At 72.3% G+C, this 25,138-nt stretch carries 22 protein-coding genes and 2 tRNA genes; 18 read left to right on the top strand and 6 right to left on the bottom strand.

The annotated features are described in order from the left end of the window. Positions 1-18: 18 nt before the first annotated feature. Genes paaC through paaA form a run of 3 tightly spaced genes read right to left on the bottom strand, consistent with a single transcriptional unit; the run spans position 19 to position 2,319 of the window. Complete coding sequence (gene paaC / locus ASG95_RS16780; RefSeq protein WP_082592734.1) at positions 19-1,041, bottom strand: 1,2-phenylacetyl-CoA epoxidase subunit PaaC; 1,023 nt, start codon at positions 1,039-1,041, stop codon at positions 19-21. Between the two features lie 10 nt (positions 1,042-1,051). Then, positions 1,052-1,354, bottom strand: coding sequence for a 1,2-phenylacetyl-CoA epoxidase subunit PaaB (gene paaB, locus ASG95_RS16775; protein WP_056924043.1), 303 nt, complete (start codon positions 1,352-1,354; stop codon positions 1,052-1,054). Then, complete coding sequence (gene paaA / locus ASG95_RS16770) at positions 1,351-2,319, bottom strand: 1,2-phenylacetyl-CoA epoxidase subunit PaaA (RefSeq protein WP_056924042.1); 969 nt, start codon at positions 2,317-2,319, stop codon at positions 1,351-1,353. Before paaA ends, paaB begins: the two co-directional genes overlap by 4 nt. Positions 2,320-2,538: 219 nt before the next feature. Here paaA and ASG95_RS16765 point away from each other — a divergent pair, with 219 nt between their 5' ends. The 18 genes from ASG95_RS16765 to ASG95_RS16680 all read left to right on the top strand — a co-directional run bounded on the left by ASG95_RS16765 (position 2,539) and on the right by ASG95_RS16680 (position 21,666). After that, on the top strand, positions 2,539-8,064 hold the full coding sequence (locus tag ASG95_RS16765; RefSeq protein ID WP_056924041.1) for a carboxyl transferase domain-containing protein: 5,526 nt from the start codon (positions 2,539-2,541) through the stop codon (positions 8,062-8,064). Between the two features lie 71 nt (positions 8,065-8,135). Next, positions 8,136-8,408 carry a hypothetical protein gene (locus tag ASG95_RS16760; protein WP_056924040.1) on the top strand — a complete coding sequence of 91 codons (273 nt, stop codon included), beginning with the start codon at positions 8,136-8,138 and terminating at the stop codon, positions 8,406-8,408. A gap of 45 nt (positions 8,409-8,453) precedes the next feature. Beyond that, complete coding sequence (locus ASG95_RS16755) at positions 8,454-9,026, top strand: NTP transferase domain-containing protein (RefSeq protein WP_235543970.1); 573 nt, start codon at positions 8,454-8,456, stop codon at positions 9,024-9,026. Positions 9,027-9,193: 167 nt separating this feature from the next. Continuing rightward, positions 9,194-10,084: a MoxR family ATPase gene (locus ASG95_RS16750; protein ID WP_057378960.1), complete on the top strand. Its 891-nt coding sequence runs from the start codon at positions 9,194-9,196 to the stop codon at positions 10,082-10,084. Further along, the gene (locus ASG95_RS16745) at positions 10,081-11,193 is read left to right on the top strand and encodes a VWA domain-containing protein (RefSeq protein WP_056924038.1); all 1,113 of its coding nucleotides are present in this window, start codon (positions 10,081-10,083) and stop codon (positions 11,191-11,193) included. Before ASG95_RS16750 ends, ASG95_RS16745 begins: the two co-directional genes overlap by 4 nt. Beyond that, positions 11,186-12,382, top strand: a complete 1,197-nt coding sequence (locus ASG95_RS16740; protein ID WP_056924037.1) for an XdhC/CoxI family protein — start codon at positions 11,186-11,188, stop codon at positions 12,380-12,382. Before ASG95_RS16745 ends, ASG95_RS16740 begins: the two co-directional genes overlap by 8 nt. A gap of 98 nt (positions 12,383-12,480) precedes the next feature. Next, positions 12,481-13,002 (top strand): (2Fe-2S)-binding protein, encoded by a 522-nt coding sequence (locus ASG95_RS16735; protein ID WP_056924036.1) that lies wholly within the window; start codon positions 12,481-12,483, stop codon positions 13,000-13,002. Continuing rightward, entirely contained in the window at positions 12,999-15,491 is a 2,493-nt protein-coding gene (locus ASG95_RS16730; RefSeq protein WP_056924035.1) for a xanthine dehydrogenase family protein molybdopterin-binding subunit, read from the top strand. Before ASG95_RS16735 ends, ASG95_RS16730 begins: the two co-directional genes overlap by 4 nt. Further along, a complete protein-coding gene (locus ASG95_RS16725) occupies positions 15,488-16,342 on the top strand; it encodes a xanthine dehydrogenase family protein subunit M (protein WP_056924034.1) in 855 nt (284 codons plus the stop codon). The genes ASG95_RS16730 and ASG95_RS16725 overlap by 4 nt, the downstream gene beginning before the upstream one ends. 4 nt (positions 16,343-16,346) lie before the next feature. Next, on the top strand, positions 16,347-17,144 hold the full coding sequence (locus tag ASG95_RS16720; RefSeq protein ID WP_057378167.1) for an SRPBCC family protein: 798 nt from the start codon (positions 16,347-16,349) through the stop codon (positions 17,142-17,144). 189 nt (positions 17,145-17,333) lie between these two features. After that, entirely contained in the window at positions 17,334-17,783 is a 450-nt protein-coding gene (gene aroQ, locus ASG95_RS16715; protein ID WP_056924032.1) for a type II 3-dehydroquinate dehydratase, read from the top strand. Positions 17,784-17,819: 36 nt separating this feature from the next. Further along, positions 17,820-19,010: an acyl-CoA dehydrogenase family protein gene (locus tag ASG95_RS16710; RefSeq protein WP_056924031.1), complete on the top strand. Its 1,191-nt coding sequence runs from the start codon at positions 17,820-17,822 to the stop codon at positions 19,008-19,010. A gap of 150 nt (positions 19,011-19,160) precedes the next feature. Then, positions 19,161-19,233 (top strand) — tRNA-Thr (locus tag ASG95_RS16705). A gap of 32 nt (positions 19,234-19,265) precedes the next feature. Then, positions 19,266-19,339: transfer RNA gene (locus ASG95_RS16700), tRNA-Met, on the top strand. 112 nt (positions 19,340-19,451) lie between these two features. After that, a complete protein-coding gene (gene rpmG / locus ASG95_RS16695) occupies positions 19,452-19,622 on the top strand; it encodes a 50S ribosomal protein L33 (RefSeq protein WP_056882210.1) in 171 nt (56 codons plus the stop codon). Between the two features lie 84 nt (positions 19,623-19,706). Further along, positions 19,707-20,153, top strand: a complete 447-nt coding sequence (locus ASG95_RS16690; RefSeq protein WP_057378166.1) for a MaoC family dehydratase N-terminal domain-containing protein — start codon at positions 19,707-19,709, stop codon at positions 20,151-20,153. A gap of 2 nt (positions 20,154-20,155) precedes the next feature. Continuing rightward, on the top strand, positions 20,156-20,578 hold the full coding sequence (locus tag ASG95_RS16685; protein WP_057378959.1) for a MaoC family dehydratase: 423 nt from the start codon (positions 20,156-20,158) through the stop codon (positions 20,576-20,578). Positions 20,579-20,589: 11 nt separating this feature from the next. Then, a complete protein-coding gene (locus tag ASG95_RS16680; protein WP_057378165.1) occupies positions 20,590-21,666 on the top strand; it encodes a UDP-N-acetylmuramate dehydrogenase in 1,077 nt (358 codons plus the stop codon). Between the two features lie 63 nt (positions 21,667-21,729). On the opposite strand, the gene ASG95_RS16675 is transcribed toward ASG95_RS16680, so the two are convergent. From ASG95_RS16675 to ASG95_RS16665, 3 genes are read right to left on the bottom strand one after another with little or no spacing between them, the layout of a single operon-like run. Further along, entirely contained in the window at positions 21,730-22,785 is a 1,056-nt protein-coding gene (locus ASG95_RS16675; RefSeq protein ID WP_057378164.1) for an adenosine deaminase, read from the bottom strand. A gap of 49 nt (positions 22,786-22,834) precedes the next feature. Further along, entirely contained in the window at positions 22,835-23,836 is a 1,002-nt protein-coding gene (locus ASG95_RS16670) for a PD40 domain-containing protein (protein WP_057378163.1), read from the bottom strand. Continuing rightward, positions 23,833-25,116, bottom strand: a complete 1,284-nt coding sequence (locus ASG95_RS16665) for an MFS transporter (RefSeq protein ID WP_235543968.1) — start codon at positions 25,114-25,116, stop codon at positions 23,833-23,835. Before ASG95_RS16665 ends, ASG95_RS16670 begins: the two co-directional genes overlap by 4 nt. Between the last annotated feature and the right edge of the window lie 22 nt (positions 25,117-25,138).

Raw genomic sequence — 25,138 nt, 5'->3', positions numbered from 1 at the left:
TCGTCGTCGGGGGCATGGTCACCACTGACCCATCGGGTGCGCGCGGGCCACGACCTGCAGCTCGCCGAGGATCCGGCTCAGGGCCTCGGTGTGCATGCCGTCGCGCCCTTGCCGTCCCTGGACGGCGGCCATCGGCGCACCGGTCGGCTGCTCCACGCCGCTGAGCGCGAAGACCTGGGCCAGGACGACCGCGACCGCGTCGGAGACCGTCGCCGGGTCGACCCCGACCCCGGCCTCGGCGACGCGGGCCTCGACCTCGTGGGTCGCGAACTGCTCGGCCTGCAGCGGCCAGACCTGCACCAGGGCGGCGTCGATGCGGCGCCGGGACTCCTGCGTGCCGCGGGCCAGGGTGAGGAACCAGCGCCCCGCGTAGTCGCGGTGGTAGGTCAGCTCCTTGATGCCCTTGGCGGCCACGGCGGAGAGCACGTGGTCACGGCTGTCGACGAGCTGCTCGAAGACCGCGATGCGGGCGCTGGAGAAGAGCAGCAGCTTGACGATGGTCACCGCGAAGTCGCCGTTGTCGAGCTCGACGAGCCGCACGTTGCGGAACTCGCGGTCACTGCGGAAGAAGGCCAGCGCGTCCTCGGGCGGCACGGGGGACCCCTCGGGAAGGGCCGGGACCAGCGACGGGTCGGCGGCCGCCGCGCGAGCGAGCAGCAACCGGGCCTGACCGAGGAGGTCGAGCGCGATGTTGGACAGCGCGATGTCGTCCTCGAGGTCGGGTGCGCGGCTGGTCCACTCCGAGAGCCGCTGCGACGCGATGAGCGCGTCGTCGGCCAGCATCAGGCAGTAGGTGCCCAGGTCGGCCGCGTCGACGCCGTCGGGGATGGTCGTGTCGACGCCGGCCAGCGGGTCCTCGAAGTCGGTGCCGAAGGCCCAGTGCGACGGGTCGCCGCCGAGCAGCCCGTCGTAGACGGAGCCGTGGGCGTCGTTGGGGTCCGGGGCAGGGTGCGACGGCTGGTGGGCGACGTCGTCGGCCACCGACTGGATCGCGTCCAGCTCGTCCGGACCCGTCGGGTCGGGCTGCGGTGATTCAGGCATGGTCAGCAGCTCACATGTGGGGGACGTTGTCGGGGATCTCGTAGAACGTGGGGTGCCGGTAGACCTTGTCGCCGCTCGGGGCGAAGAGCGGGTCCTTCTCGTCGGGGCTCGACGCCGCGATGTCGGTCGACTTCACGACCCAGATGCTCACGCCCTCGTTGCGGCGGGTGTAGACGTCGCGCGCGTGCCGCAGCGCCATCTCGTCGTCGGCCGCGTGCAGCGAGCCGACGTGCACGTGGTTGAGCCCGCGCTTGCCCCGGACGAACACCTCGTAGAGCGGCCACTCGGCGCGCACCCGCTCGTCGGCGCTCATGCCGACACCTCCGCAGCCGAGGACGCGGCATACGCGGTGGCCGCTTCCCGCACCCAGGCACCGTCCTCGTGCGCGGCCCGCCGGTGCGCGATGCGCTGGGTGTTGCACGGGCCGTTGCCCTTGACGACCTGCATGAACTCGTCCCAGTCGGGCTGGCCGAAGTCGTGCGCCTGGCGCTCCTCGTTCCACCGCAGGTCGGGGTCGGGGAAGGTGACGCCGAGCGCCTCGGCCTGGGGCACGGACATGTCGACGAACCGCTGGCGCAGGTCGTCGTTGGTGTTGCGCTTGATGCCCCACGCCATCGACTGCGCCGAGTTGGGGGACTCGTCGTCGGGCGGGCCGAACATCATCAGCGCCGGCCACCAGAACCGGTTCACCGACTCCTGCACCATCGCGCGCTGCTCGTCGGTGCCACGCATCATCGTCATGAGCAGCTCGTAGCCCTGGCGCTGGTGGAAGGACTCCTCCTTGCAGATCCGGATCATCGCCCGGCCGTAGGGCCCGAACGACGTGCGGCACAGCGGCACCTGGTTGCAGATCGCGGCGCCGTCGACCAGCCAGCCGATGGTGCCGACGTCGGCGTAGGACAGGGTCGGGTAGTTGAAGATCGAGGAGTACTTCTGGCGGCCCTCGATGAGCATCTCGGTGAGCTGCCCGCGGCTGACCCCGAGGGTCTCGCACGCGGAGTAGAGGTAGAGCCCGTGGCCGGCTTCGTCCTGCACCTTGGCGAGCAGGATGGCCTTGCGGCGCAGCGAGGGGGCCCGGCCGATCCAGTTGCCCTCGGGCTGCATGCCGATGATCTCGGAGTGCGCGTGCTGGGCGACCTGGCGCACCAGCGTCTTGCGGTAGCCCTCGGGCATCCAGTCGCGGGGCTCGATGCGGTCGTTGCGGGCGATGGTGGCCTCGAACCCGGCCAGCAGGTCGCCCTCGTCGGTCCCGGACTGGGCCGTGGTGGTGTCCGTCATGCAACCCTCCGCGGTGAGGCGATTAACTGACCGAACGGTCTGTAATAGTGTCGCAGGTGCCGTCCGATGTTGGCAAGCACGCAGGTGGCAACCACGGTATGCCGCGTGGCGGGCGAGCGCGCGCCTCGCGGTCCGAGGTCGCATTACTCGCGAGTCACCCGTGATCGGTGGCAGGCTCGGCAGCGTTCCGCAGTCCGTCGTCGCTGGGAGGCCCACCCGATGTTCTCGCGCATCGCCATCGTCAACCGCGGCGAGGCCGCCATGCGGCTCATTCACGCGGTGCGCGACCTCAATGCGCAGGCGGGGGTCGACGGGCACCGCATCGAGACCATCGCGCTGCACACCGAGGGCGAGAAGCGGGCCATGTTCGTCCGCGAGGCCGACCACGCCTACAACCTCGGTCCGGCCGCGAACCGTCCCTACCTCGACTACGCCGTGCTCGAGAAGGCCCTGCGCGAGACCGGCGCCGACGCCGCCTGGGTCGGCTGGGGCTTCGTCGCCGAGGACCCGAGCTTCGCCGAGGTCTGCGGCCGGATCGGCGTCACCTTCATCGGCCCGAGCCCGGAGGCGATGCGCAAGCTGGGCGACAAGATCGGGTCGAAGATCATCGCCGAGGAGGTCGGGGTCCCGGTGGCCCCGTGGAGCGGCGGTGGCGTCGACACCCTTGAGGACGCCAAGACCGCGGCAGCACGGATCGGCTACCCCCTGATGCTCAAGGCGACCGCCGGTGGTGGTGGCCGCGGCATCCGCATGGTCGCCAGCGACGCCGACCTCACCGACGCCTACGAGCGCACCCGGGACGAGGCGCAGCGCGCCTTCGGCTCCGGTGTGGTCTTCCTCGAGCGGCTGGTGACCGGCGCCCGCCACGTCGAGGTGCAGGTCATCGCCGACGGACAGGGCACGGCGTGGGCCATCGGCGTGCGCGACTGCTCCGTCCAGCGCCGCAACCAGAAGGTCATCGAGGAGTCCGCCTCGCCGGTCCTCGCGCCGGAGCAGGTGGCCGAGGTCAAGGCCAGTGCCGAGCGGCTCGCCGTCGCGGTCGGGTATGCCGGTGCCGGCACCGTCGAGTTCCTCTACCACCCGGGCGAGAAGTTCTTCGCCTTCCTCGAGGTCAACACCCGCCTCCAGGTCGAGCACCCGATCACCGAGGTCACCACCGACACCGACCTGGTCAAGCTGCAGATCCACGTGGCCGGGGGCGGTCGCCTGGAGGGGGAGCGCCCCACGGAGGAGGGGCACGCCGTCGAGGCCCGGCTGAACGCCGAGGACCCCGACCGCGACTTCGCGCCGTCGCCCGGACGGATCACCCTCCTCAACCTGCCGTCGGGTCCCGGGATCCGGGTCGACACCGGCGTGGGCGAGGGCGACTCGATCCCTGCCGACTTCGACTCGATGATCGCCAAGATCATCGCCGTCGGGCGGGACCGGGACGAGGCGCTGGCCCGCCTGCGCCGTGCGATGGGCGAGACGACAGTGGTCATCGAGGGCGGTGCCACGAACAAGAGCTTCATCCTCGACCTGCTCGACCAGCCCGAGGTCATCGACGGCAGCGCCGACACCGGCTGGATCGACCGGGTCCGCGCCGAGGGCCGACTGGTGTCCCACCGGCACTCCGGCATCGCGCTGGTCGCCGCTGGCATCGAGGGCTACGAGGACGAGGAGGCCCTCGAGCGCACCCGCCTGCTCGAGACCTCCCGAGGCGGCCGACCCCAGGTGCAGCACCGCACCGGTCGCGCCATCGACCTCAAGCTCCGCGGCACGGCATACAAGGTCACGGTGTGGCGGATCGGGCCGCACCGGTTCCGGGTGGCGATCGCTGCCGGGGCGACCGAGCAGACCGTCGACGCCGACCTCGACCGCCTCGACGAGTACACCAGCCGGATCACCATCGCCGGCCGCACGCACCGCCTCATCACGGCCACCCACGGCCCGATCCAGCTCGTCGAGGTCGACGGGGTGACCCACCGCGTGAGCCGTGACGAGGGCGGCGTGCTGCGTTCTCCCGCACCGGCGCTCGTCGTCGCGACCCCCGTCGCGGTCGGCGCCGAGGTCGCCGCAGGTGCGCCGGTCCTCGTGCTCGAGTCGATGAAGATGGAGACCGTCCTGCCCGCGCCCTTCGCCGGTCGCGTGAAGGAGCTGCTGGTCTCCGCGGGCAGCCAGGTCGAGACCGGCACCCCCCTGGTGCGGCTGGAGCCCGTCGGTGACGGTGACGAGGCGGCAGCCGAGGGTGTCGACGACGAGCCGATCGACCTCGACCTCCCCGAGGGCGCCAGGTCCGGTGACGGCGCCGCCGCCACCGCCGACCACGCCCGCGACGCGCTCGCGGCCATGCTCCTCGGCTATGACCTCGACCAGCGCGACGAGGGCGCCACCCTGACCAGCTACCTGTCCGCCCGCGACGAGCTGACCGCGCAGGGCGCCTCGCAGATCCGCGACGAGGTGGACGTCCTCGAGGTGTTCGCCGACTTCGCCGAGCTCAGCCGCAACCGGCCGGCAGGGGAGGAGGCGCACGTCGAGCACCGGGTGCACAGCCCGCGCGAGCACTTCCACACCTACCTCCAGAGCCTCGACCCCGACCGTGGCGCGCTGCCGGAGCAGTTCCGGAGCAAGCTCGCCAACGTCCTGCGCCACTACGGCCTCGACAGCCTCGACCGCACCCCCGAGCTCGAGCAGGCGGTCTTCCGGGTCTTCCTGTCGCAGCAGCGCTCGGCCCCCGACGTCGCCCTGGCCACCTCGCTGCTGCAGCGCTGGATGGTCGAGCCGTGCCCCGAGCCGCCGCTGGACGCGGCCGCCCGCGAGGTGCTCGACCGCCTCGTGGTCGCGACCCAGCTGCGCTTCCCCGTCGTGGGCGACCTCGCGCGGAGCGTGCGGTTCCGGTGGTTCGACCAGCCGCTGGTCGACGCCGACCGGGCGAGCGTCCTCGGTGGCGTGAGCGACGAGCTCACCGCGCTGGAGGGTATGCCGGGTGGCGAGGACCGCGCCCGCCGCATCGACGCGCTGGCCGCCATCCCGGAGCAGATCGTGCAGTTCCTGGCCGAGCGCCTCGAAGGCGGTGTCCCGCAGCGCGAGCCGATGCTCGCGGTCCTGATCAAGCGGCACTACCGCGAGCACGACCTCACCGGCCTGCGCGAGCTCGCGGTCGACGGCCGTCCCTTCGCGGTGGCTGACTACACGCTCGACGGCCGCGGCACCCACCTGGTCACGAGTGTCGGCCGGGTCGACGAGCTCGTCCCCGGCGGTGAGCTCGAGCAGGCCGTGGCGGCCCAGCTCGACGAGACGGCCGCGGGCTCGGAGGGCGTCGTCGACCTCTACCTGTCCTGGCCGGACGAGCCCGCGTCACCCGAGGACGCCTCGGCGCGGCTGGGCGAGCTCCTCGCCGCCATGCCGTTCGCGCACGGCCTGCGCCGGGTCGCGATCGCCGTCTGCCCCGGCGCGGGTCGCCCGGTCGCCTACTTCACCTTCCGTCCCGACGGGTCCGGAGGAATGGTCGAGGACCGCCTCGTCCGCGGCGTGCACCCCATGGTCGGGCGGCGGCTGAACCTCTGGCGGCTGCGCGACTTCGACGTCACCCGCCTCGACGCCCCCGAGGACGTGCTGCTCTACCTCTGCACCGCCCCCGGCAACGAGGCCGACCAGCGCCTCGTGGCGCTGGCCCAGGTGCGCCAGCTCGTCGTCGTTCGCGACGACCAGGGTCGGGTCACCGCCCTGCCCCACGCGGAGCGCGCCATCGCCAACTGCCTCGAGGCCATCCGCCGCGCCCGCGCCGCGCGAGGAGCAGCGGGCGCCAAGCTCGACATGAACCACGTCTGGGTGCACATCTGGCCCCCGATCGAGGCCGACCTCGACCAGCTGACGGCCCTCCAGGCCAAGATCGCCCCGCTCACCGCGGGTGCGGGCATCGAGGAGGTCCTGGTGCAGGGCCGGATCGCGGCGCCCGGAGGCGCCATCGCGCCACTGGCCGCCCGGTTCCACTTCCAGCCCGGCTCCGGTGTCGTCACCTCGGTGCAGGAGCCCCCGACCACGCGGCTGCAGCCGCTCGACGACTACGCGCAGAAGGTGGTCCGGGCGCGGCGTCGGGGCGTCGTCTACCCCTACGAGCTGCAGGCCATGATCGCCGGTCCCGGTGGGACGGCCACCGAGTACGACCTCGACGACACCGGCGCGCTCGCCCCCGTCGACCGTCCATACGGCCTCAACAAGGCCGGGATCATCGCCGGGCTCATCACGACGCCCACCGAGCGCTACCCCGAAGGCATGACCAGGGTGCTGCTGTGCGGCGACCCGCTCAAGGCCCTCGGCGCCGTGTCCGAGGCCGAGTGCACCCGGGTCATCGCCGCCCTCGACCTGGCCGAGCAGCTGCAGGTGCCGGTCGAGTGGTTCGCGCTGTCCGCCGGCGCCCGGATCTCGATGGACTCGGGCACCGAGAACATGGACTGGGTCGCGAAGGCCCTCAAGCGGATCATCGAGTTCACCCAGTCCGGCGGCGAGATCAACATCGTGGTCGCGGGGATCAACGTCGGCGCCCAGCCCTACTGGAACGCCGAGGCGACGATGCTGATGCACACCAAGGGCATCCTCGTGATGACCCCGGACAGCGCGATGGTGCTGACCGGCAAGCAGTCGCTGGACTTCTCCGGTGGCGTCTCCGCCGAGGACAACTTCGGGATCGGCGGCTACGACCGCGTGATGGGCCCGAACGGCCAGGCGCAGTACTGGGCGCCGGACCTCGCCGGGGCGCGTGACGTGCTGATGGCGCACTACGACCACACCTACGTCCACCCGGGTGAGCCCGGCCCGCGCCGCGCGAAGACCACGGACCCCGCGGACCGGGACGTCACGGCATACCCGCACGTCATCCCGGACTCGGGGTTCACCACGGTGGGCGACATCTTCTCGCCGGCCACGAACCCCGACCGCAAGAAGGCGTTCGACATCCGGATCCTGATGGCTGCGGTCGCCGACCAGGACCACCCCACCCTCGAGCGCTGGGCCGGCATGGCCGACGCCGAGACCGCAGTGGTCCAGGACGCCCACCTCGGCGGCATCCCGGTCTGCCTCCTCGGGATCGAGTCGAAGACCGTCGCGCGGCGCGGGTTCCCGCCCACCGACGGCCCGGACACCTACACGGCCGGCACGCTCTTCCCGCGGTCGTCGAAGAAGGCCGCCCGCGCGATCAACGCCGCCAGTGGCAACCGTCCCCTCGTCGTGCTGGCCAACCTGTCCGGCTTCGACGGGTCTCCCGAGTCGATGCGCAACCTGCAGCTCGAGTACGGCGCCGAGATCGGCCGGGCCATCGTCAACTTCGAGGGCCCGATCGTCTTCTGCGTCGTCAGCCGCTACCACGGTGGCGCGTTCGTGGTGTTCTCCAAGGCCCTCAACCCCGAGATGACCGTGCTCGCCGTCGAGGGGTCGTTCGCCTCAGTGATCGGTGGCGCCCCGGCCGCCGCGGTCGTGTTCTCCCGCGACGTCGATGCCCGTACCGCGGCCGACCCCCGGGTCACGGAGGCCGAGTCCCGCCTGGGCGAGGCCACCGGCGCCGAGCGGGCGCTCATCGCGACCGAGCTGGCCGACCTGCGCACCGCGGTGCGCAGCGAGAAGCTCGGTGAGGTCGCGTCGGAGTTCGACGCGGTGCATAGCATCCACCGGGCGGTCAGTGTCGGCTCGGTCGACGCCGTCATCGACCCGCACGAGCTGCGGCCGAGGATCATCGCGGCCATCGAGGCCGGGCTGGCCCGCAGGAGCTGACCACCCGGACGCATGGCTTCCCGCCGGGCGGGTACGGGAGGGTCGACGGATACCCGACCGCAGGAGGAACCATGAGTGAGCACGACCGTGACCTGGCGTCGATGGACGAAGGTGACGTCGACCGCCACCGGGTCGTCCAGACCGTCATCCAGGAGGTCATCGACGGGCTCGGCCGCGACGCGGAGGGCCGTGACCCCGCCGACCTCCGGGCCGACCTGGCGGCAGGCCTGGCCGCGCGGGGGATCGGCGAGCAGCCACCGCGCTGGCTCGAGGCCGTCTCCGTGGCGCTCTCCACCGGGCACCGCTACGTCGAGGACCCGCGCCAGGCCGAGCCGCCGGTCTGACCGAGCCGCCGGTCTGACCGGGCCCGCCCGTGGGAAGGTGGCCCGGTGAAACCAGCCGGGCTGCTCCTCGCTGCCGGGGGAGGTCGCCGCATGGGCACCCCGAAGGCGCTGGTCGACGACCCCGCCGGTGGCTCGTTCGTCGAGCGGGGCGTGCGCGTGCTGCGGGCCGGCAGGTGCTCGCCGGTGGTCGTCGTGGTGGGCGCCGAGGCGGCACGGGCCACCGAGCTGGCGACGGCGGCCGGGGCCGACCTCGTGGTCGAGGCCCCGGACTGGGCCCGGGGACAGAGCGCTTCACTGCGCGCCGGCGTTGCCGCGCTCCAGTCGACGGACGCAGCGGTCGTGTGCATCCTGCTCGTCGACCTGCCCGACGTCGGCGCCGCCGTCGTGGAGCGGGTGACCGCCGCGGTCGGTGCCGGAGCCGCGGCGCTGGCGCGCGCGGCATACCACGGCGTCCCGGGGCACCCGGTCGTCATGGGACGCGACCACTGGCAGGGCGTCCTCGACGTCGCGGCCGGGGACAGGGGCGCTCGCGACTACCTCGCCACCCACGACCACGCGCTCGTCGAGTGCGGTGACCTCGCCACCGGACGCGACGTCGACAGCCCCGACGACCTCTGACTGACAGCGGGGTCGATCTGCGCCCCTGAAGGCACCGATCACCCTCTGCCGCGCCGAGCGCGACCATCCGCGACCTCGACGCCCCGGATCGACCTGCGTCGGCCGTCCGACGCCGGAGTGAGATCTTGCCCCTTCAATTAGGCGTCGCGATGAGTGATGCTGTGGACATGGAGCCACGCGAGGCGTTCTCGTCCGCGGGGGCACTGACGCAGGGGCTTGCCGACACGGGTTACCTCGCCGACGACGCCCTCGCGACGGTTGCCTGGCTCGCGCTCCGGCTGGAGCGGCCGCTGCTGCTCGAGGGGGAGCCCGGCACCGGCAAGACCGCGCTCGCCGAGGCCATCGCGGCGGCCCTCGACCTGCCCCTCATCCGGCTCCAGTGCTACGAGGGCATCGACGCGACGCAGGCCCTCTACGACTGGGACTTCCCCCGGCAGATCCTGCACCTGCGCGCCGTCGAGGCAGTGGCGTCCGACGGCCAGGACCTTGCTGCCGTGGAGGACCAGCTGTTCGACCAGCGCTTCCTGCTCGCCCGTCCCGTGCTGCGGGCGCTGCGCGAGTCGCCGGTCGTGCTGCTCGTCGACGAGATCGACCGGGCCGACGACGAGTTCGAGGCGTTCCTGCTCGAGGTGCTCTCGACGTGGCAGGTGACCATCCCCGAGCTGGGCACCGTCACGGCGGCGACGCCACCGATCGTCGTGCTGACCTCCAACCGCACCCGCGAGCTCCACGACGCGCTCAAGCGTCGATGTCTCTACCACTGGATCGACCACCCCAGCCTCGAACGCGAGCTGCAGATCGTCCGGTCGCGGGCGCCGCACGTCTCAGAATCCCTTGCGGCACAAGTCGTCTCGACGGTGCAGCGACTGCGCAACGAGCACGACCTGATCAAGCCGCCGGGGGTCGCGGAGACGCTCGACTGGGCCCGCGCCCTCGACGAGCTCGGTGCCTCGGACCTCGACCTCGACACGGCAGCCGCCAGCCTGGGCGTCGCCGTGAAGTACCGCGAGGACGCGGTGCGGGTCAGGGCCGCCCTCGACCGGATCCTGGCCCGATGACCATCGCGCCGGCGCACGCCGCGGACGAGATCCTCCTCGGGTTCGCGCGCGCCCTGCGGGCCGCCGGGGTCAACGTCACCGCCGACCGTGAGCGCACCTACCTCGAGGCGGTCGAGGCCGTGGGCGCCGACGACCAGTCGGCAGCCTTCTGGGCCGGCCGGGCGACGTTGTGCGCCTCGCCCGCCGACCTCGAGCGGCACGACCAGGTGTATGCCGCGTGGTTCGGCCTCGAGCGCGCCGGCACCCGGCGGCGCCGCGACTCGACCCACACCGTGGCGCAGGCCCCGCTCGACCTCGGGCGGGGTTCGACCGAGGACCCGCAGTCGCCCGAGGACGTGGTCCGCGCCCAGGCGAGTGCGGCCGAGGTGCTCCGGCACCGCGACGTCGCCTCGCTCAGCAGCGCCGAGCGGGCCAGGCTCGCCGCGATGTTCGGAGCCCTGCGGCCACGCGCGCCACGCCGGCCGGCGCACCGACAGACCCCGGCCCGCCGCGGAGCGGTCGACGCCCGGAAGACCCTGAGGGAGCAGCTGCGCAGGATGGGCGAACCGGGCCCGATCGCCTGGCGCCACAGGGGGACTCGGGCCCGCCGAGTGGTCCTGCTGGTCGACGTCTCGGGGTCGATGAGCGCATATGCCGACGCCCTGCTGCGACTGGCCCACGCCTACGTGGCCACCGGCCTGCCGGTCGAGGTCTTCACGCTCGGCACCCGGCTGACCCACGTGACCCGGCCCCTGCGACAGCGCGATCCGGAGCGGGCCCTCGTCGCCTGCGGGGCGAGCGTCCCCGACTGGTCGGGCGGCACCCGGCTGGCCGAGGGGGTGCGCGCCTTCCTCGACAGGTGGGGTCGGCGCGGGATGGCGCGAGGTGCGGTCGTCGTCCTCTTCAGTGACGGCTGGGAGCGCGACGAGCCCGAGGCGCTGGGCGAGCAGATGCGTCGTCTGCAGGCACTGGCGCACCGGGTCGTCTGGGTGAACCCGCACCGTGGCAAGCCCGGCTACCAACCGGTGCAGCAGGGGATCGTGGCTGCGCTGCCGCACGTTGACGACTTCGTGGCAGGCCACTCGATGGCCGCCTTCGAGGAGCTGGTGGAGGTGGTCGGCCGTGCGTGAGGTGCTTCCCGAGCTGCTCCGCTGGTGGCGGGCGGGTGCGACCGTCGGCGTCGGGACGGTCGTGGGCACCTGGCGGTCGGCGCCGCGACCGGCCGGGGCAGCGATGCTCGTGGGGCCGGGCGGGGAGGCGGTCGGCTCGGTCAGCGGCGGCTGCGTCGAGGGAGCCGTCTACGAGCTCGCCCAGTCAGTCGTCGCCGACGGGACACCGGTGCTGCAGCGCTACGGCGTGAGTGACGACGACGCGTATGCCGTCGGCCTCACCTGTGGGGGCATCCTCGACGTGTTCGTCGAGCGGGTGAGCCGGGAGAGCTTCCCGGAGCTCGACGAAGTGGCCCGGGACATCGAGGCCGGGCGACCGGTCGCCGTGGCCACCGTCATCGAGCACCCCGACCCGGCCTGGCTCGGGCGCCGGCTCATCGTGCGGCCCGAGCAGGACAGCAGCGCCGGCGCGTCGACCGGGTCACTGGGCTCACCCCGGGCCGACGACGCCGTCACCGACGACGCCCGCGGCATGCTGGCCTCCGGACGCACCGAGACGCTGACCTACGGCCCGGACGGCGAGCGCCGCGGTGAGGGCATGCGGGTCTTCGTCTCGTCGTTCGCGCCCAAGCCGCGGATGCTGGTCTTCGGCGCCATCGACTTCGCCGCTGCGGTGGCCCACCAGGGGCACTTCCTCGGCTTCCACGTGACGGTCTGCGACGCCCGGCCCGTCTTCGCCACCACCTCCCGCTTCCCGTCGGCCGACGAGGTCGTCGTCACCTGGCCACACCGCTACCTCGAGGCCGAGCGCGACGCCGGCCGGATCGACGCGCGCACCGTCATCTGCGTGCTGACCCACGACCCCAAGTTCGACGTGCCGGTCCTCGAGGTCGCCCTCCGCCTCCCCGAGGTGGCCTACGTCGGGGCGATGGGCTCGCGCCGCACCCACGACGACCGGCTGGCGCGGCTGCGCGAGGCCGGCCTCACCGAGGTCGAGCTGGCGCGCCTGTCGAGCCCGGTCGGTCTGGACCTCGGCGCCCGCACGCCGGAGGAGACCGCGGTGAGCATCGCGGCGGAGATCATCGCCCTCCAGTGGGGCGGCCGGGGCGAGCGCCTGGGCCACCGCGAGGGCCCGATCCACCACCACGCACCCGGTCTGGTGGCCGCGACGTCGCGATCCGAGGAGGCCACCGGAAACCACCCGGATTGACCGTTGTCCCAGCCCTCCGGACGGAGAAGTATCCGAAGGAGCCGGGCCTGCCCAGCCAGTACCTGAAGCACTCGTGTTCGTCACAGAGAGGTGATCGAATGACCCGCATCAGCGTCACGGTCGACGGCGTCGACTACTCCGACGAGGTGGAGCCGAGAACGCTCCTCGTCCACTACCTGAGGGAGCAGCTGGGCAAGACGGGCACCGTCGTCGGGTGCGACACGAGCAACTGCGGTGCGTGCACCGTGCACCTCGACGGCCGCAGCGTGAAGTCCTGCAACGTGCTGGCGGTCCAGGCGGACGGACACGACGTGACCACGATCGAGGGCCTGGCCAAGGACGGCGAGCTGCACCCCATGCAGCAGGCCTTCCACGACTGCCACGCGCTCCAGTGCGGTTACTGCACGCCCGGGATGATCATGCAGGCCATCGACGTCCTCAACGACACACCGGACCCGTCCGAGGAGCAGATCCGGGTCGGGCTCGAGGGCAACCTGTGTCGCTGCACCGGCTACCACAACATCGTCAAGGCAGTGCAGCAGGCGGCTGGCGCCGGCGCGACCACGGGTTCGTCAGCCGGGACGACCAGCGGTTCGACCCTGGGCGGTGAGCCGGTATGACCGCCGTCGAGGACCGCCCGAAGACCGAGGTGGGCGCAGCGCGCAAGCGCAAGGAGGACCAGCGGCTCATCACCGGCCGGACCAAGTGGACCGACAACATCCAGCTCACGGGCATGCAGCACCTGGCCATGGTCCGCAGCCCGTTCGCCCACGCCCGGATCACGGGCATCGACACCGCGGCCGCGAAGAAGGCCCCGGGCGTGGTCGCCGTCCTGACGGGGGCTGACATCAAGGACACCCAGGGCGCGATCGCCAACGCCTGGCCGATCACCACGGACCAGAAGGCGCCCGCCCACCTGCCCGTCGCCGTCGACCACGTCGCCTGCGCCGGGGAGATCGTCGCCCTGGTGGTGGCCCGGACCGCCGCGCTGGCGCGCGATGCCGCGGAGCTGGTGGAGGTCGACTACGACGAGCTGCCGGCCGTGCTGGACGCCAAGGAAGCGGTCGAGGACGCCGTCCTGGCCCATCCCGACCTGGGGACCAACAAGTCGGCCCTCTGGCGGCTCGACTCCGGTGAGCAGGGCAGCGGCGGCGATGTCGACGAGGAGATCGCCAAGGCTCGTGCCGACGGCATCGTGATCGAGCGCGAGTACCGCCAGCAGCGCCTCATCCCGGCCTTCATGGAGCCGCGCTCGACCGTCGTCGACCCCACAGGTGAGCAGATCACCGTGTGGACGTCCACCCAGGTCCCCCACATCCTGCGGTTCCTCATCGCCGCCACGACCGGCCTGCCGGAGTCCAAGGTCAGGGTCATCGCCCCGGACGTGGGCGGTGGCTTCGGCGGCAAGCTGCAGACGACCGCTGAGGAGTTCGCGACCCTGGCCGCCGCGCGGCACGTCGGCAAGCCGGTGAAGTACACCGAGACGCGGTCGGAGTCGCTCGTCTCCGGGCACCACGGTCGAGACCAGTACCAGACGCTGACCCTGGCCGCGACCAAGGACGGCACCGTCACCGCGCTCAAGGTCGACCTCATCGCCAACCTCGGCGCCTACGTCGGCCTGGTCGGGGGAGGCGTTCCCGTCCTCGGGGCCTGGATGTTCAACGCCATCTACAAGTTCCGCGCCTACCGCTTCACGGTCCAGACCGTCCTGACCAACACCACCTGGGTGGACGCCTACCGCGGTGCGGGCCGTCCGGAGGCGACCTACGCGGTCGAGCGGCTCATGGACGAGCTCGCGGTCGAGGTGGGGGTCGACCCGTTGGAGATCCGCGAGAAGAACTGGATCAAGCACGAGGAGTTCCCGTTCACGTCCGTCGCGGGCATGACCTACGACTCGGGGAACTACGAGGCGGCCACCGCGCGCGCCAAGGAGCTCTTCGACTACGACGGGCTGCGGCGGGAGCAGCAGGAGCGCCGCGCCAGCAAGGACCCGGTCCAGCTGGGGATCGGCGTCTCCACCTTCACGGAGATGTGCGGCCTGGCGCCATCGCGCGTCCTGGGCAGCCTCAACTACGGCGCCGGTGGATGGGAGCACGCCTCCATCCGGATGCTGGCCACCGGCAAGGTCGAGGTGATCACGGGGACCTCACCCCACGGGCAGGGCCACGAGACGGCCTGGAGCCAGATCGCCGCCGACCGGCTGGGTGTGCCCTTCGAGGACATCGAGGTCCTCCACGGCGACACCCAGATCTCGCCGCGTGGCCTCGACACCTACGGCTCGCGCTCGCTGGTCGTGGGCGGCGAAGCCGTTGTGCGAGCCGCCGACAAGGTCGTCGAGAAGGCCAAGGTCGTCGCGGCCCACCTCCTCGAGGCCAGCATCGACGACGTGGAGTTCTCGCAGGGCCGGTTCACCGTGCGGGGCACGGACAACGGGATCGGCATCACCGAGATCGCCACGGCGCAGTTCACTTCGCACAACCTCCCCGACGGCGTCGAGTCCGGCATCGACGCCGATGCGACCTTCGACCCCGACAACTTCTCCTTCCCCCACGGCACGCACCTGTGTGCCATGGAGGTCGACACCGAGACCGGTCAGGTGACGATGCGCAAGTACGTCTCCGTCGACGACGTCGGTCAGATCATCAACCCCCTCATCGTCGAGGGGCAGGTGCACGGAGGCGTCGTCCAGGGCATCGCGCAGGCCCTGTGGGAGGAAGCCGTCTTCGACGACCAGGGCACCCTCGTGTCCGGCTCGTTCGTCGACTACACCCTGCCGACCGCCGCCGACACGATCAGCCTGGTCACCGAGAACACCACCTCACCGTCGACGACCAACACCTTGGGCACCAAGGGCGTCGGCGAGGCCGGCGCGATCGCCTCCACGCCAGCCGTCGTCAACGCCCTGGTCGACGCCCTGCGACCGCTGGGCATCAACGACCTCCAGATGCCGTGCACCCCCGAGCGGGTCTGGAAGGCCATCCAGTCGGCCGGCTCGAACCAGGCCGAGGCCACCACCGGTGACGCCCAGCCGCACTTCGACGCCGGCGCGCCCAACCAGGACACCCCCGGTGACGATGCCGGCGCCTCGACGGACGGAGCAGGCCAGTGATCCCCGCATCGTTCGACTACGTCGCCCCCACCTCGGTCGCCGACGCCCTCGCGGCGCTGGCCGAGGCCGGCGACGACGCCAAGGTGCTGGCCGGCGGCCAGAGCCTGCTGCCCATCCTCCGGATGCGGCTCAACGCCCCGGAGAAGGTCATCGACCTCGGCCGGATCGAGGAGCTCAAGGGCGTGTCCGAGGACGGCGACCACGTCGTCATCGGTGCGATGACCACGTATGCCGATGTGCTGGCGAGCGACCTCGTCCGTCAGCACGCGGGGCTGCTCACCGACGCGATCGCCGAGGTGGCCGACCCGCAGATCCGGCACCGCGGGACGGTCGGTGGCGCGCTCGTGCACGCCGACCCGGCCGGCGACGTGGGGGCTCCGGCGCTCGCGCTCGAGACGGAGTTCGTCATCACCGGCAGCGGCGGTGAGCGCACCGTCGCGGCAGCCGACTTCTTCCAGGACCTGTTCGAGACGGCGGTGGGGGAGGGCGAGCTGCTCACCGCCATCCGCGTCCCGAAGCACACCGGCTGGGGCCACCGCTACGAGAAGTTCGTCCGGGTCTCCCACCAGTGGTCGATCGTCGCGGTCGCCGCGACGGTCCGGGTCGACGGCGGCACGATCGCCGAGGCGAGGATCGGGCTGACCAACATGGGGTCCACCCCGCTGCGGGCCACCGCCGTGGAGCAGGCGCTGGTGGGCAAGGCAGCCACCGACGAGGCGGTGCGGGAGGCCTGTGCTGCGGCCGCGGAGGGCACCAACCCGCCGTCCGACCTCAACGGCGACAGCGACTACCGCAGGCACCTCGCCACGGTCCTCGCCCGACGGGCCGTCCTGGCCGCGGCAGGGGCGTGAGCCCGTGGAGCTGAGCCACTCGTTCACCGTGCCCGCCACCGTCGACCAGACCTGGGCCACCTTCATGGACCTGCCCCTGGTCGGCGGCTGCTTCCCCGGGGCCACCGTCACCGAGGTGACCGACGAGGGTTTCGCCGGCACGGTGAAGGTCAAGCTCGGCCCGATCGCGCTGGTGTACTCCGGCACGGGCGCCTTCGTCGAGCGGGACGACGCCGCCCACCGGGCCGTGATCGAGGCCAAGGGCAAGGACAAGCGGGGCAACGGCACGGCCGGCGCCACCGTGACGATCCAGCTCGCCGAGGCCGGCAACGGGTCGACCCGCGCCGACGTGCAGACCGACCTGGCCGTGACCGGCAAGCCGGCGCAGTTCGGACGGGGGGTCATGCAGGACGTGTCCGACAAGCTGCTCGGCCAGTTCATCGCCTGCATCGAGGGCAAGGTGGGCGATGCCAACCCCCACGATGCTGCAGACCCCGGGCTGCAGGGATCTCACCCAAGTGGAACGAAACCTGCATCTGCCGCAGGGCCCGAGGTCCCCGCCCCGGCTGCCGAGGTCCCCGCCCCGGCTGCCGAGGTCCCCGCCCCGGCTGCCGAGGTTCCCACCCCGGCTGCCGAGGTCCCCGCCCCGGTCACGCTGGCCCCGGTCGCCCCGCAGCCGACCCCGCCGAAGGAGCAGGACCACGCGCTCGACCTGGGCTCCACCGTGCTGCCGATCCTGCTCAGGTCCTACGGCAAGCAGGTCGCCATCGGCGTCGTCGTCGTGGTCGCCGTCATCGTCATCTGGCGGGCGATGAGCGGCTAGCCCGCCCCACGGCATACCCACCGCACGGCCCATGGCCGCCGACCCGCCCAAACGGACGATGACGAGGTCGTCCGGACATGTGGACCTGCGGTGACCTACCCTGAAAGTGGTCGGTCGCGTGGAAGGGTGGCCGCAACCCCACACCGCCGCGGGCCACGCGGCACCCTGCCAGCACAGGAGCACGCCACGATGAGCCAGCAGACCGTCGTCGTCCTCAACGGACCGAACCTCAACCTGCTCGGCGAGCGCGAGCCCGAGATCTACGGGTCCGACACCCTCGCGGAGATCGAGGCCCTGTGCCGCAAGGCCGCCGGCCTGGCCGGGCTCGAGATCGACTTCCGCCAGAGCAACCACGAGGGCGTCCTCATCGATGCCATCCACGAGGTCCGCAAGTCGGCCGTGGGCCTGGTCATCAACGCCGGCGCCTACACGCACACCTCGATCGCGCTGCGCGACGCGCTCGCGGCGGTGAGCTTCCCCGTGTTCGAGGTGCACCTCAGCAACGTGCACCAGCGCGAGGAGTTCCGGCACCACTCGTACCTGTCCGCCGTCTCGAACGGCGTCATCACCGGGTGCGGCCCCAGCGGCTACGCCTACGCGATCGCCCGCATCTCCGAGCTGGTCGACCACCGGCACTAGCCCGCCTGCCCGACCGCGCCCTGCAAGACTGCGGGCATGACCCCGCAGTCACCACTCGACCCGATGGACCTCGCAGGGATCGACGACCTGCTCTCCGACGAGGAGAAGGCGATCCGCGGCACCGTCCGCGCCTTCCTCGACAAGCGGGTGGAGCCGTTCGTCGCCGACTGGTTCGAGCGGGGCGAGATCGACGACATCCGCGGCCTGACCAAGGAGCTCGGGGCGCTTGGGCTGCTCGGGATGCACCTGGAGGGCTACGGCTGCGCCGGGATGAGCGCGGTCGACTACGGCCTGGCCTGCCTCGAGCTCGAGGCCACTGACTCCGGCGTGCGGAGCCTGGTCTCGGTGCAGGGGTCGCTGGCGATGTTCGCGATCCACCGCTGGGGCACCGAGGAGCACCGGGGGCGCTGGCTGCCCTCGATGGCGACCGGTGAGGCGATCGGCTGCTTCGGCCTGACCGAGCCCGACCACGGCTCCGACCCCGCGTCGATGCGCACGAGGGCCCGCCGAGTCGGCGACGACTGGGTGCTCGACGGCGCGAAGATGTGGATCACGAACGGCTCGATCGCCGACGTCGCGGTCGTCTGGGCCAACGCGGGGGAGGAGCACGGCGGGATCCGTGGCTTCGTGGTCCCCACCGACAGCCCGGGGTTCTCGGCTCCCGAGATCAAGCACAAGCTGTCGCTGCGGGCCTCGGTGACCAGCGAGCTGGTGCTCGACGGCGTCCGGCTCCCGGGCGACGCGGTGTTCCCCGAGGTCCGGGGTCTCAAGGGTCCCCTCTCGTGTCTGTCCGAGGCCCGCTACGGCATCGTGTGGGGCTCGCTCGGGGCCGCCCGGTCCAGCCTCGACACCGCCCGTCGCTACTCCATCGAGCGCGAGCAGTTCGGCCGCCCGCTGGCCGGCTTCCAGCTGACCCAGCAGAAGCTCGCCGACATGGCGCTGGAGCTCGTCAAGGGCCAGCTCCTGGCCCTGCACCTGGGCCGTCGCAAGGACGCCGGGACGCTGCGGCCGGAGCAGGTCAGCCTGGGCAAGCTCAACAACATCCGCGAGGCGATCGACATCTGCCGGATGTCCCGAACCATCTTGGGGGCCAACGGAATCAGCCTCGAGTACCCGATCATCCGGCACATGAACAACCTCGAGTCGGTGCTCACCTACGAGGGCACCGTCGAGATGCACACCCTCGTGATCGGGCAGGCGATGACGGGCCAGCAGGCCTTCCGCTAGGGCCCCGCTCCGGGGTCATCTGAGGGCGACGCGGAATGCCGTCGCGCGGGCCCGGCCGCGCGGCATACCCTCGATTTTCGGTGGAGGCATCTGACCGTGTAGTCTCACCGTCGCACTTCCGCGCGGGTCCTGCCCGCGAGGTTCGTGCCCGCCCCCTTAGCTCAGTCGGCAGAGCGTTTCCATGGTAAGGAAAAGGTCGTCGGTTCGATTCCGACAGGGGGCTCTGGGAAGGGCGCCGCGAGGCGCACGCCCCATGGCGGGGTAGCTCAGCTGGTTAGAGCGCACGACTCATAATCGTGAGGTCGCGGGATCGAGCCCCGCTCCCGCTACAGCCGCGATTTCAGGATTCACCCTGGATTCGCGTATTCTGATGCGTCGTTGCCCGTGTATAGCGGGCCCACTCGATTTCACACCCAGTCAGTTCCGAGAGCAGGTTGCCCCGTGGCTAGCAAGAGCGCAGACGTCCGCCCCAAGATCACCTTGGCGTGCGTGGATTGCAAGGAGCGCAACTACATCACCAAGAAGAACCGTCGGAACAACCCCGACCGCCTGGAGATGAAGAAGTTCTGCCCCCGCGACGGCAAGCACACGGTCCACCGCGAGACCCGCTGACCTGACGCGTCCCGACAGCCGCCCCGGACCTCGGTCCAGGGCGGCTTTGTCATGCCCGGGCCGGTGCCCCATAGGGTGGGGAGCATGGCCGTCAACGCAGACTTCGCAGGGCGCAGCTACCCGCCCAGTGGCCCGTATGCCGTGGACGCGGCGATGCTCGCGGCGTTCGCCTCCGCGGTGGGTTCGCAGGACCCCGTGCACACCTCGACCGAGGCCGCGCAGGCCGCCGGCTACCGCGACGTGATCGCGCCGCCGACCTTCGCCGTGACGATCGCGCAGCAGTGCGACGCGGTGTTCGTCCAGGACCCCGAGGCCGGCATCGACTACAGCCGGGTGGTCCACGGCGAGCAGCGCTTCGTCCACCACCGCCCGATCACGGCCGGCGACTCCGTGCTGGGCACCCTCACGGTCGACGCCGTCCGCGAGGCGGGCGGCCACGCGATGGTCACCACCCGCACCGAGCTCACCACCGAGGAGGGCGAGGCGCTCTGCACCTCGACCTCCACCATCGTCATCCGAGGAGGGGAGTGACCGTGGCCGCACGGAGCCTGGCCCAGACCGCCGCAGGCGACACCATCGGACCGGTCACCATCGCCGTGGCCCGCGAGACCCTGGTCGCCTACGCGAACGCCTCCGGTGACCAGAACCCGATCCACCAGGACGAGGACTTCGCGAAGTCCGTCGGGCTGCCCGACGTCATCGCCCACGGCATGTGGACCCTGGGTGCGGCCGGTTCGGTGGTCGAGGAGTGGGCCGGCGACGGTGGCCGGGTCGTCGAGTTCGGCACCCGTTTCACCAAGCCCGTGGTCGTCCCACAGGGCGGTGGCGAGGTCGAGGTCTCCGGAGTCGTCAAGAGCGTCGACGAGGACTCCCGCCGAGCCACGGTCGAGCTGACCGCCACCAGCGAGGGCGCCAAGGTGCTCGGGCGCTGCATCGCCGTCGTCCAGCTCGACTGACCGGGGCGCGCATGCATGACGAGCACGACGTCGCCCTGGCGTCGCTCACGACGATGCGCGTCGGTGGACCCGCCGCGCGGCTGGTCACGGCCGAGACGATCGACGACGTGGTCGACGCCGTGCGCGAGGTCGACGACGCCGACGAGCCACTGCTGGTCCTCGGCGGCGGCTCCAACCTGGTCATCGCCGATGCCGGGTTCGCGGGCAGCGTGGTGCGCCTGGCGACCGACGGGGTCACCGTCGAGTCGGCCGACCTCTGCGGGGGAGTCATGGTCCGCGTCGCCGCCGGCGTCGTCTGGGACGAGTTCGTGGCCCGGGCCGTCGCCGAGGGCTGGTCCGGCGTGGAGGCGCTGTCCGGCATCCCCGGCTCGACCGGTGCGACGCCGGTGCAGAACGTGGGGGCCTACGGCCAGGAGGTGGCGCAGACCATCGCGTCCGTCCGGGTCTGGGACCGCGCCCAGCAGCAGGTGCGCACGATCAGCTCGCTCGACTGTGCCTTCACCTACCGGCACTCGATCTTCAAGGCGTCCTCGCGCCACGTGGTGCTGGACGTGCTCTTCCAGCTCATCCCCAGCGAGCTGAGCCAGCCAGTCGGCTACGCCGACCTGGCCCGCGAGCTCGGGGTCGAGGTGGGCGACCGGGTGCCGCTGACAGCTGCCCGCGAGGCGGTCCTGCACCAGCGGCGCAACCGAGGCATGGTGCTCGACGAGGCCGACCACGACACGTGGTCGTGCGGCTCCTTCTTCACCAACCCGATCCTGTCGGCCCGACGGTTCGCCGCGCTGGAGTCGCGGGCGGCCACCCGGCTGGGGGCCGAGGGGTCGACGCCGCCGCGGTTCGCCGATGCTGACGGCAACGTCAAGACCAGTGCCGCGTGGCTGATCGACCGGGCCGGGTTCGAGAAGGGCTTCGCCCTGCCGGGCAGCGGCGCGGCCCTGTCGAGCAAGCACACCCTGGCGATCACCAACCGCGGTGCCGCCACGGCCGCCGAGGTCGCCGAGCTGGCTCGTCACCTGCAGGCCGGGGTGCACGACGCGTTCGGTGTCACCCTGGTGAACGAGCCGGTGTTCGTCGGCCACGAGCTCTGACGCTCAGCCCCGAGCTCCAGCGAGTCTTTGATGGGTTGACCCCACCAGAGCGTGGGGGACCCATCAAAGACCCGGGTCGGGTCGGGCTGCGTCAGGTGGGGTCGCCAGCCAGGTGTCGATGTCGGCCAGGGCCGCGTCCCGCACCTCGGCGGGGGCGCGCGAGGCCGTGACCGAGCCCCGTGCGAGGGCGGCCAGCTCCTCGTCCGTGAAGCCGAGGGCGTCGCGGGCCAGCTGGTACTGCGCGGCCAACCGGGACCCGAACAGCAACGGGTCGTCGGCGCCCAGTGCCACCGGTATGCCGTGCTCGACGATCGTGCGCAGGGGCACCTCGGCGTTGCTGCCGTAGACCCCGAGGGCGACGTTGCTCCGAGGGCACACCTCGAGGGCGACGCCCGACTCGGCGACGAGCTCCAGGACTCGGGGGTCCTCCACGCTTCGCACGCCGTGGCCGATCCGGTCGGGCCGGATCGCCTCCAGCGTGGACTCGACCGCGGTGGGGCCGAGCAGCTCGCCGGCGTGGGGCACCAGGGCCAGGCCGGCCCGCCGGGCGATGGCGAAGGCCGGGGCGAAGTCGGCGGTCTGCCCGCGGCGCTCGTCGTTGCTGAGCCCGAACCCGACGACGGTCCCGGCACCTTCGCCGGCATGCTGGGCCGCCAGCCGGGCGAGGGTGCGGGCGTCGAGGGGGTGGCGGATGCGGCTGGCCGCCACGACCACGGCGACCTGCGTCGACCCCTCGCGGGACGCCGCGGCGGCCTCGTCGAGCACGATCTCGAGGGCGGGGGTGATGCCACCGACGAAGGGCGCGTAGGAGGTCGGGTCCACCTGGATCTCGAGCCACCGAGACCCTTCGCTCGCGTCGTCCAGCGCGGCCTCCCGGACGATGCGCCTCAGGTCGGCCTCGTCGCGCACACAGGCGCGGGCCGCGTCATACAACCGCTGGAAGCGGAACCACCCGCGCTCGTCGCGCGCACTCAGCTGCGGCGGGTACCCCGTGGTGAGGGCGTCGGGGAGGTGGAGGTGGTGCTTCTCGGCCAGCTCACGCACGGTCTCCACGCGCATCGAGCCGGTGAAGTGCAGGTGCAGGTGCGCCTTGGGCAGGTCGGTCACCGGGCGCGGCATGCGAGGCAGTCTTGCATCCGCTGTGACCGGACCGGTCCGGGGCCCGCCGCTAGCGGACGACCGACGCCGACCAGGCCTGCGGCACGAGGAGGCGCGGCGCACCGGCCCCGTCGGCGGGGACCGCCCAGAGGTCGGTCTCACCGCCTCGCTCGCCGGTCAGGGGGAGCCCGTAGAGGACGGTGGAGTCGTCGAGCCACTGCACCTGGTCGTCGACGCTGCGGGTCTCGGCCAGCAGCCGCTCGCTTCCCGTGGCCAGGTCGAGCACGGCGATCCGCCACCCCCGCGACGACGGCTGCAGCTTCTTGTAGGCCACCCGTCGCCCGTCCGGTGACAGCGACGGGCACTCCGCGCCCGAGCGCACCGTGGTGACCGACCGCTTCGACACGCTTCCCCGGGCCAGCCACGGCCGTCCGTCGAACGCGACGGTGAGGTAGAAGGTGTCGTCGTCGAGGAACGTCACCCCCCAGTAGTTGCGGTCGACCGGGGTGATCCGGCGGCCTTCGTGGGTGAGCGTGAAGTCCTCGAGGTGGACGGCGGTGCCCGCCGCCAGGTCGTGCACGTAGGTGCGGGTGGCGAAGCCGGCGCTGAGGTACGAGTCGCCGGCCACGAAGGCCGTGGTGGCAGCCAACCTGCCGTCGGGGGAGAGTCGCGCGCGACTGGGTATGCCGGGCAGGTTGCGCCGGTAGGTCACGTGGCCGATGCGGTCCCAGGCCGTGACCGAGCTGCCCAGCACCACCCCCGGTCGCGAGCGGAGGCAGAGCGTGGTCCCTCCTCGCTGGTCGACGCGCTCGCAGGCGTCCGCGGTGACGGCGCGCGGGCCGTCGGGGTCGGCCAGCGTGGACATCGCCACCTTGCCGAAGTCGGGACCCAGGGCCGTCGACCGGTAGACGAGGTGCGGCACGACCTCCACCTCGGCGAGCGAGGCGCTCGGGATGCTCGTGGGCGTGCGTGCGGCGGGCGCCGGCCGGCTCGACACGGCATACGCGACGACGCCGCCGACGCACAGCACCACGACCACGGCGAGGGCCACCACCCGGGAGCGCTGGCTCATCGCCGGGCTCCGGGCCCGGGCGCGGACCGCAGGAGCAGCCACGCCACCGGGACGACGACGGCCAGCAGGGCGGCCATCAGCAGGGCCGCGCGACCCGGCCCCACGAGCGTCCAGGTCCAGCCGAAGACGACCGCCGCCGCGAGCCGGGTGAGCGCCACCGCCGACTGCGCGGTGGCGATCGCGCTGCCCCGCACCTCCGGGCGGACCACCGATGCCGCCGCGGCGGCCAGCACCCCGTCGGTGGAGGCGTAGAAGGCGCCGAGCAGGAGCAGGCAGCCCGCGCCGACGACCAGGGAGCCGACCGGGCCGGAGGCGCAGACGTAGGCGCCGACGAGGAACAGGTGCCCCAGGACCATCACGCGGGCCCGCCCGAACCGGTCCGCCACCCGCCCGAACGGGACCGCGAGCGCGAGGTAGGCGAGGTTGGTCCCGACGAACAGCAACGGGAACCAGAGCGCGGCGAGGTCATTGCGGTCCTGCAGGACGAGGTAGACGAAGGCGTCGCTGAGGGTCAGCAGGCCGAGCAGGCCGGCCGCCCCCACGAGCCGGGCGAACCCGGGCTCGGCGAGCATCCGCACGGTGGGACGGGCCACGTCCACGGGTGCTCCGGTGGGCTGGTCCGCCGTCCTGGCCGCGCGGGCCGGTCGCAGGTCGGGCACGAGCAGGGCGAGCAGGGCGACCCCGATGACCGCCGCCGCCAGCGAGATCACGAAGACCAGCCGGTAGTCCTCGGGCACCGCCCAGAGGGCGAGGAAGGCGAGGAGCGGCCCGAGCATGGCCCCCGTGGTGTCCAGGGCACGGTGCACGCCGAACGAGCGGCCGAGCGACCCCGGGTCGCTGGAGGCGGCGATGAGGACGTCACGGGGGGCGGTGCGCAGCCCCTTGCCGAGGCGGTCGACACCCAGGACCCCCGCGACCACCGCGGCCCCCGGCAGCCACAGCAGCACGGTGCGGGCCAGGGCCGACACGGTGTAGCCGGTCAGCGCCACCTGCTTGGGTCGGTCCAGCCGGTCGGCCAGCCACCCGCCGAGGTAGCGCACCACCACGGAGGCTGCCGAGTACAGCCCGTCGACCAACCCGTAGGCCAGCGGCGACAACCCGAGACCGGCGGTGAGGTAGAGCGGCAGCACGGCCGCGGCGGACTCGGACGAGATGTCGGTGGCGAGGCTGACCAGCCCGAGCAGGATGACCGTCCGCGCGACCGGTGCACGCGCCGCCCTGCCCCCACGGGTGGCGGGCGCGCCCGGTGGAGCCGGGCGGTGCCGGTCGGCGAGGTACACGAGCGCCCCCTGGTGCCCGCGC

The organism is Phycicoccus sp. Soil803 (assembly GCF_001429685.1).
Taxonomy (GTDB): Bacteria; Actinomycetota; Actinomycetes; order Actinomycetales; family Dermatophilaceae; genus Pedococcus.
The sequence above is the reverse complement of the archived record's forward strand: the minus strand, read 5'-3'. Positions and strand labels throughout refer to the sequence as shown.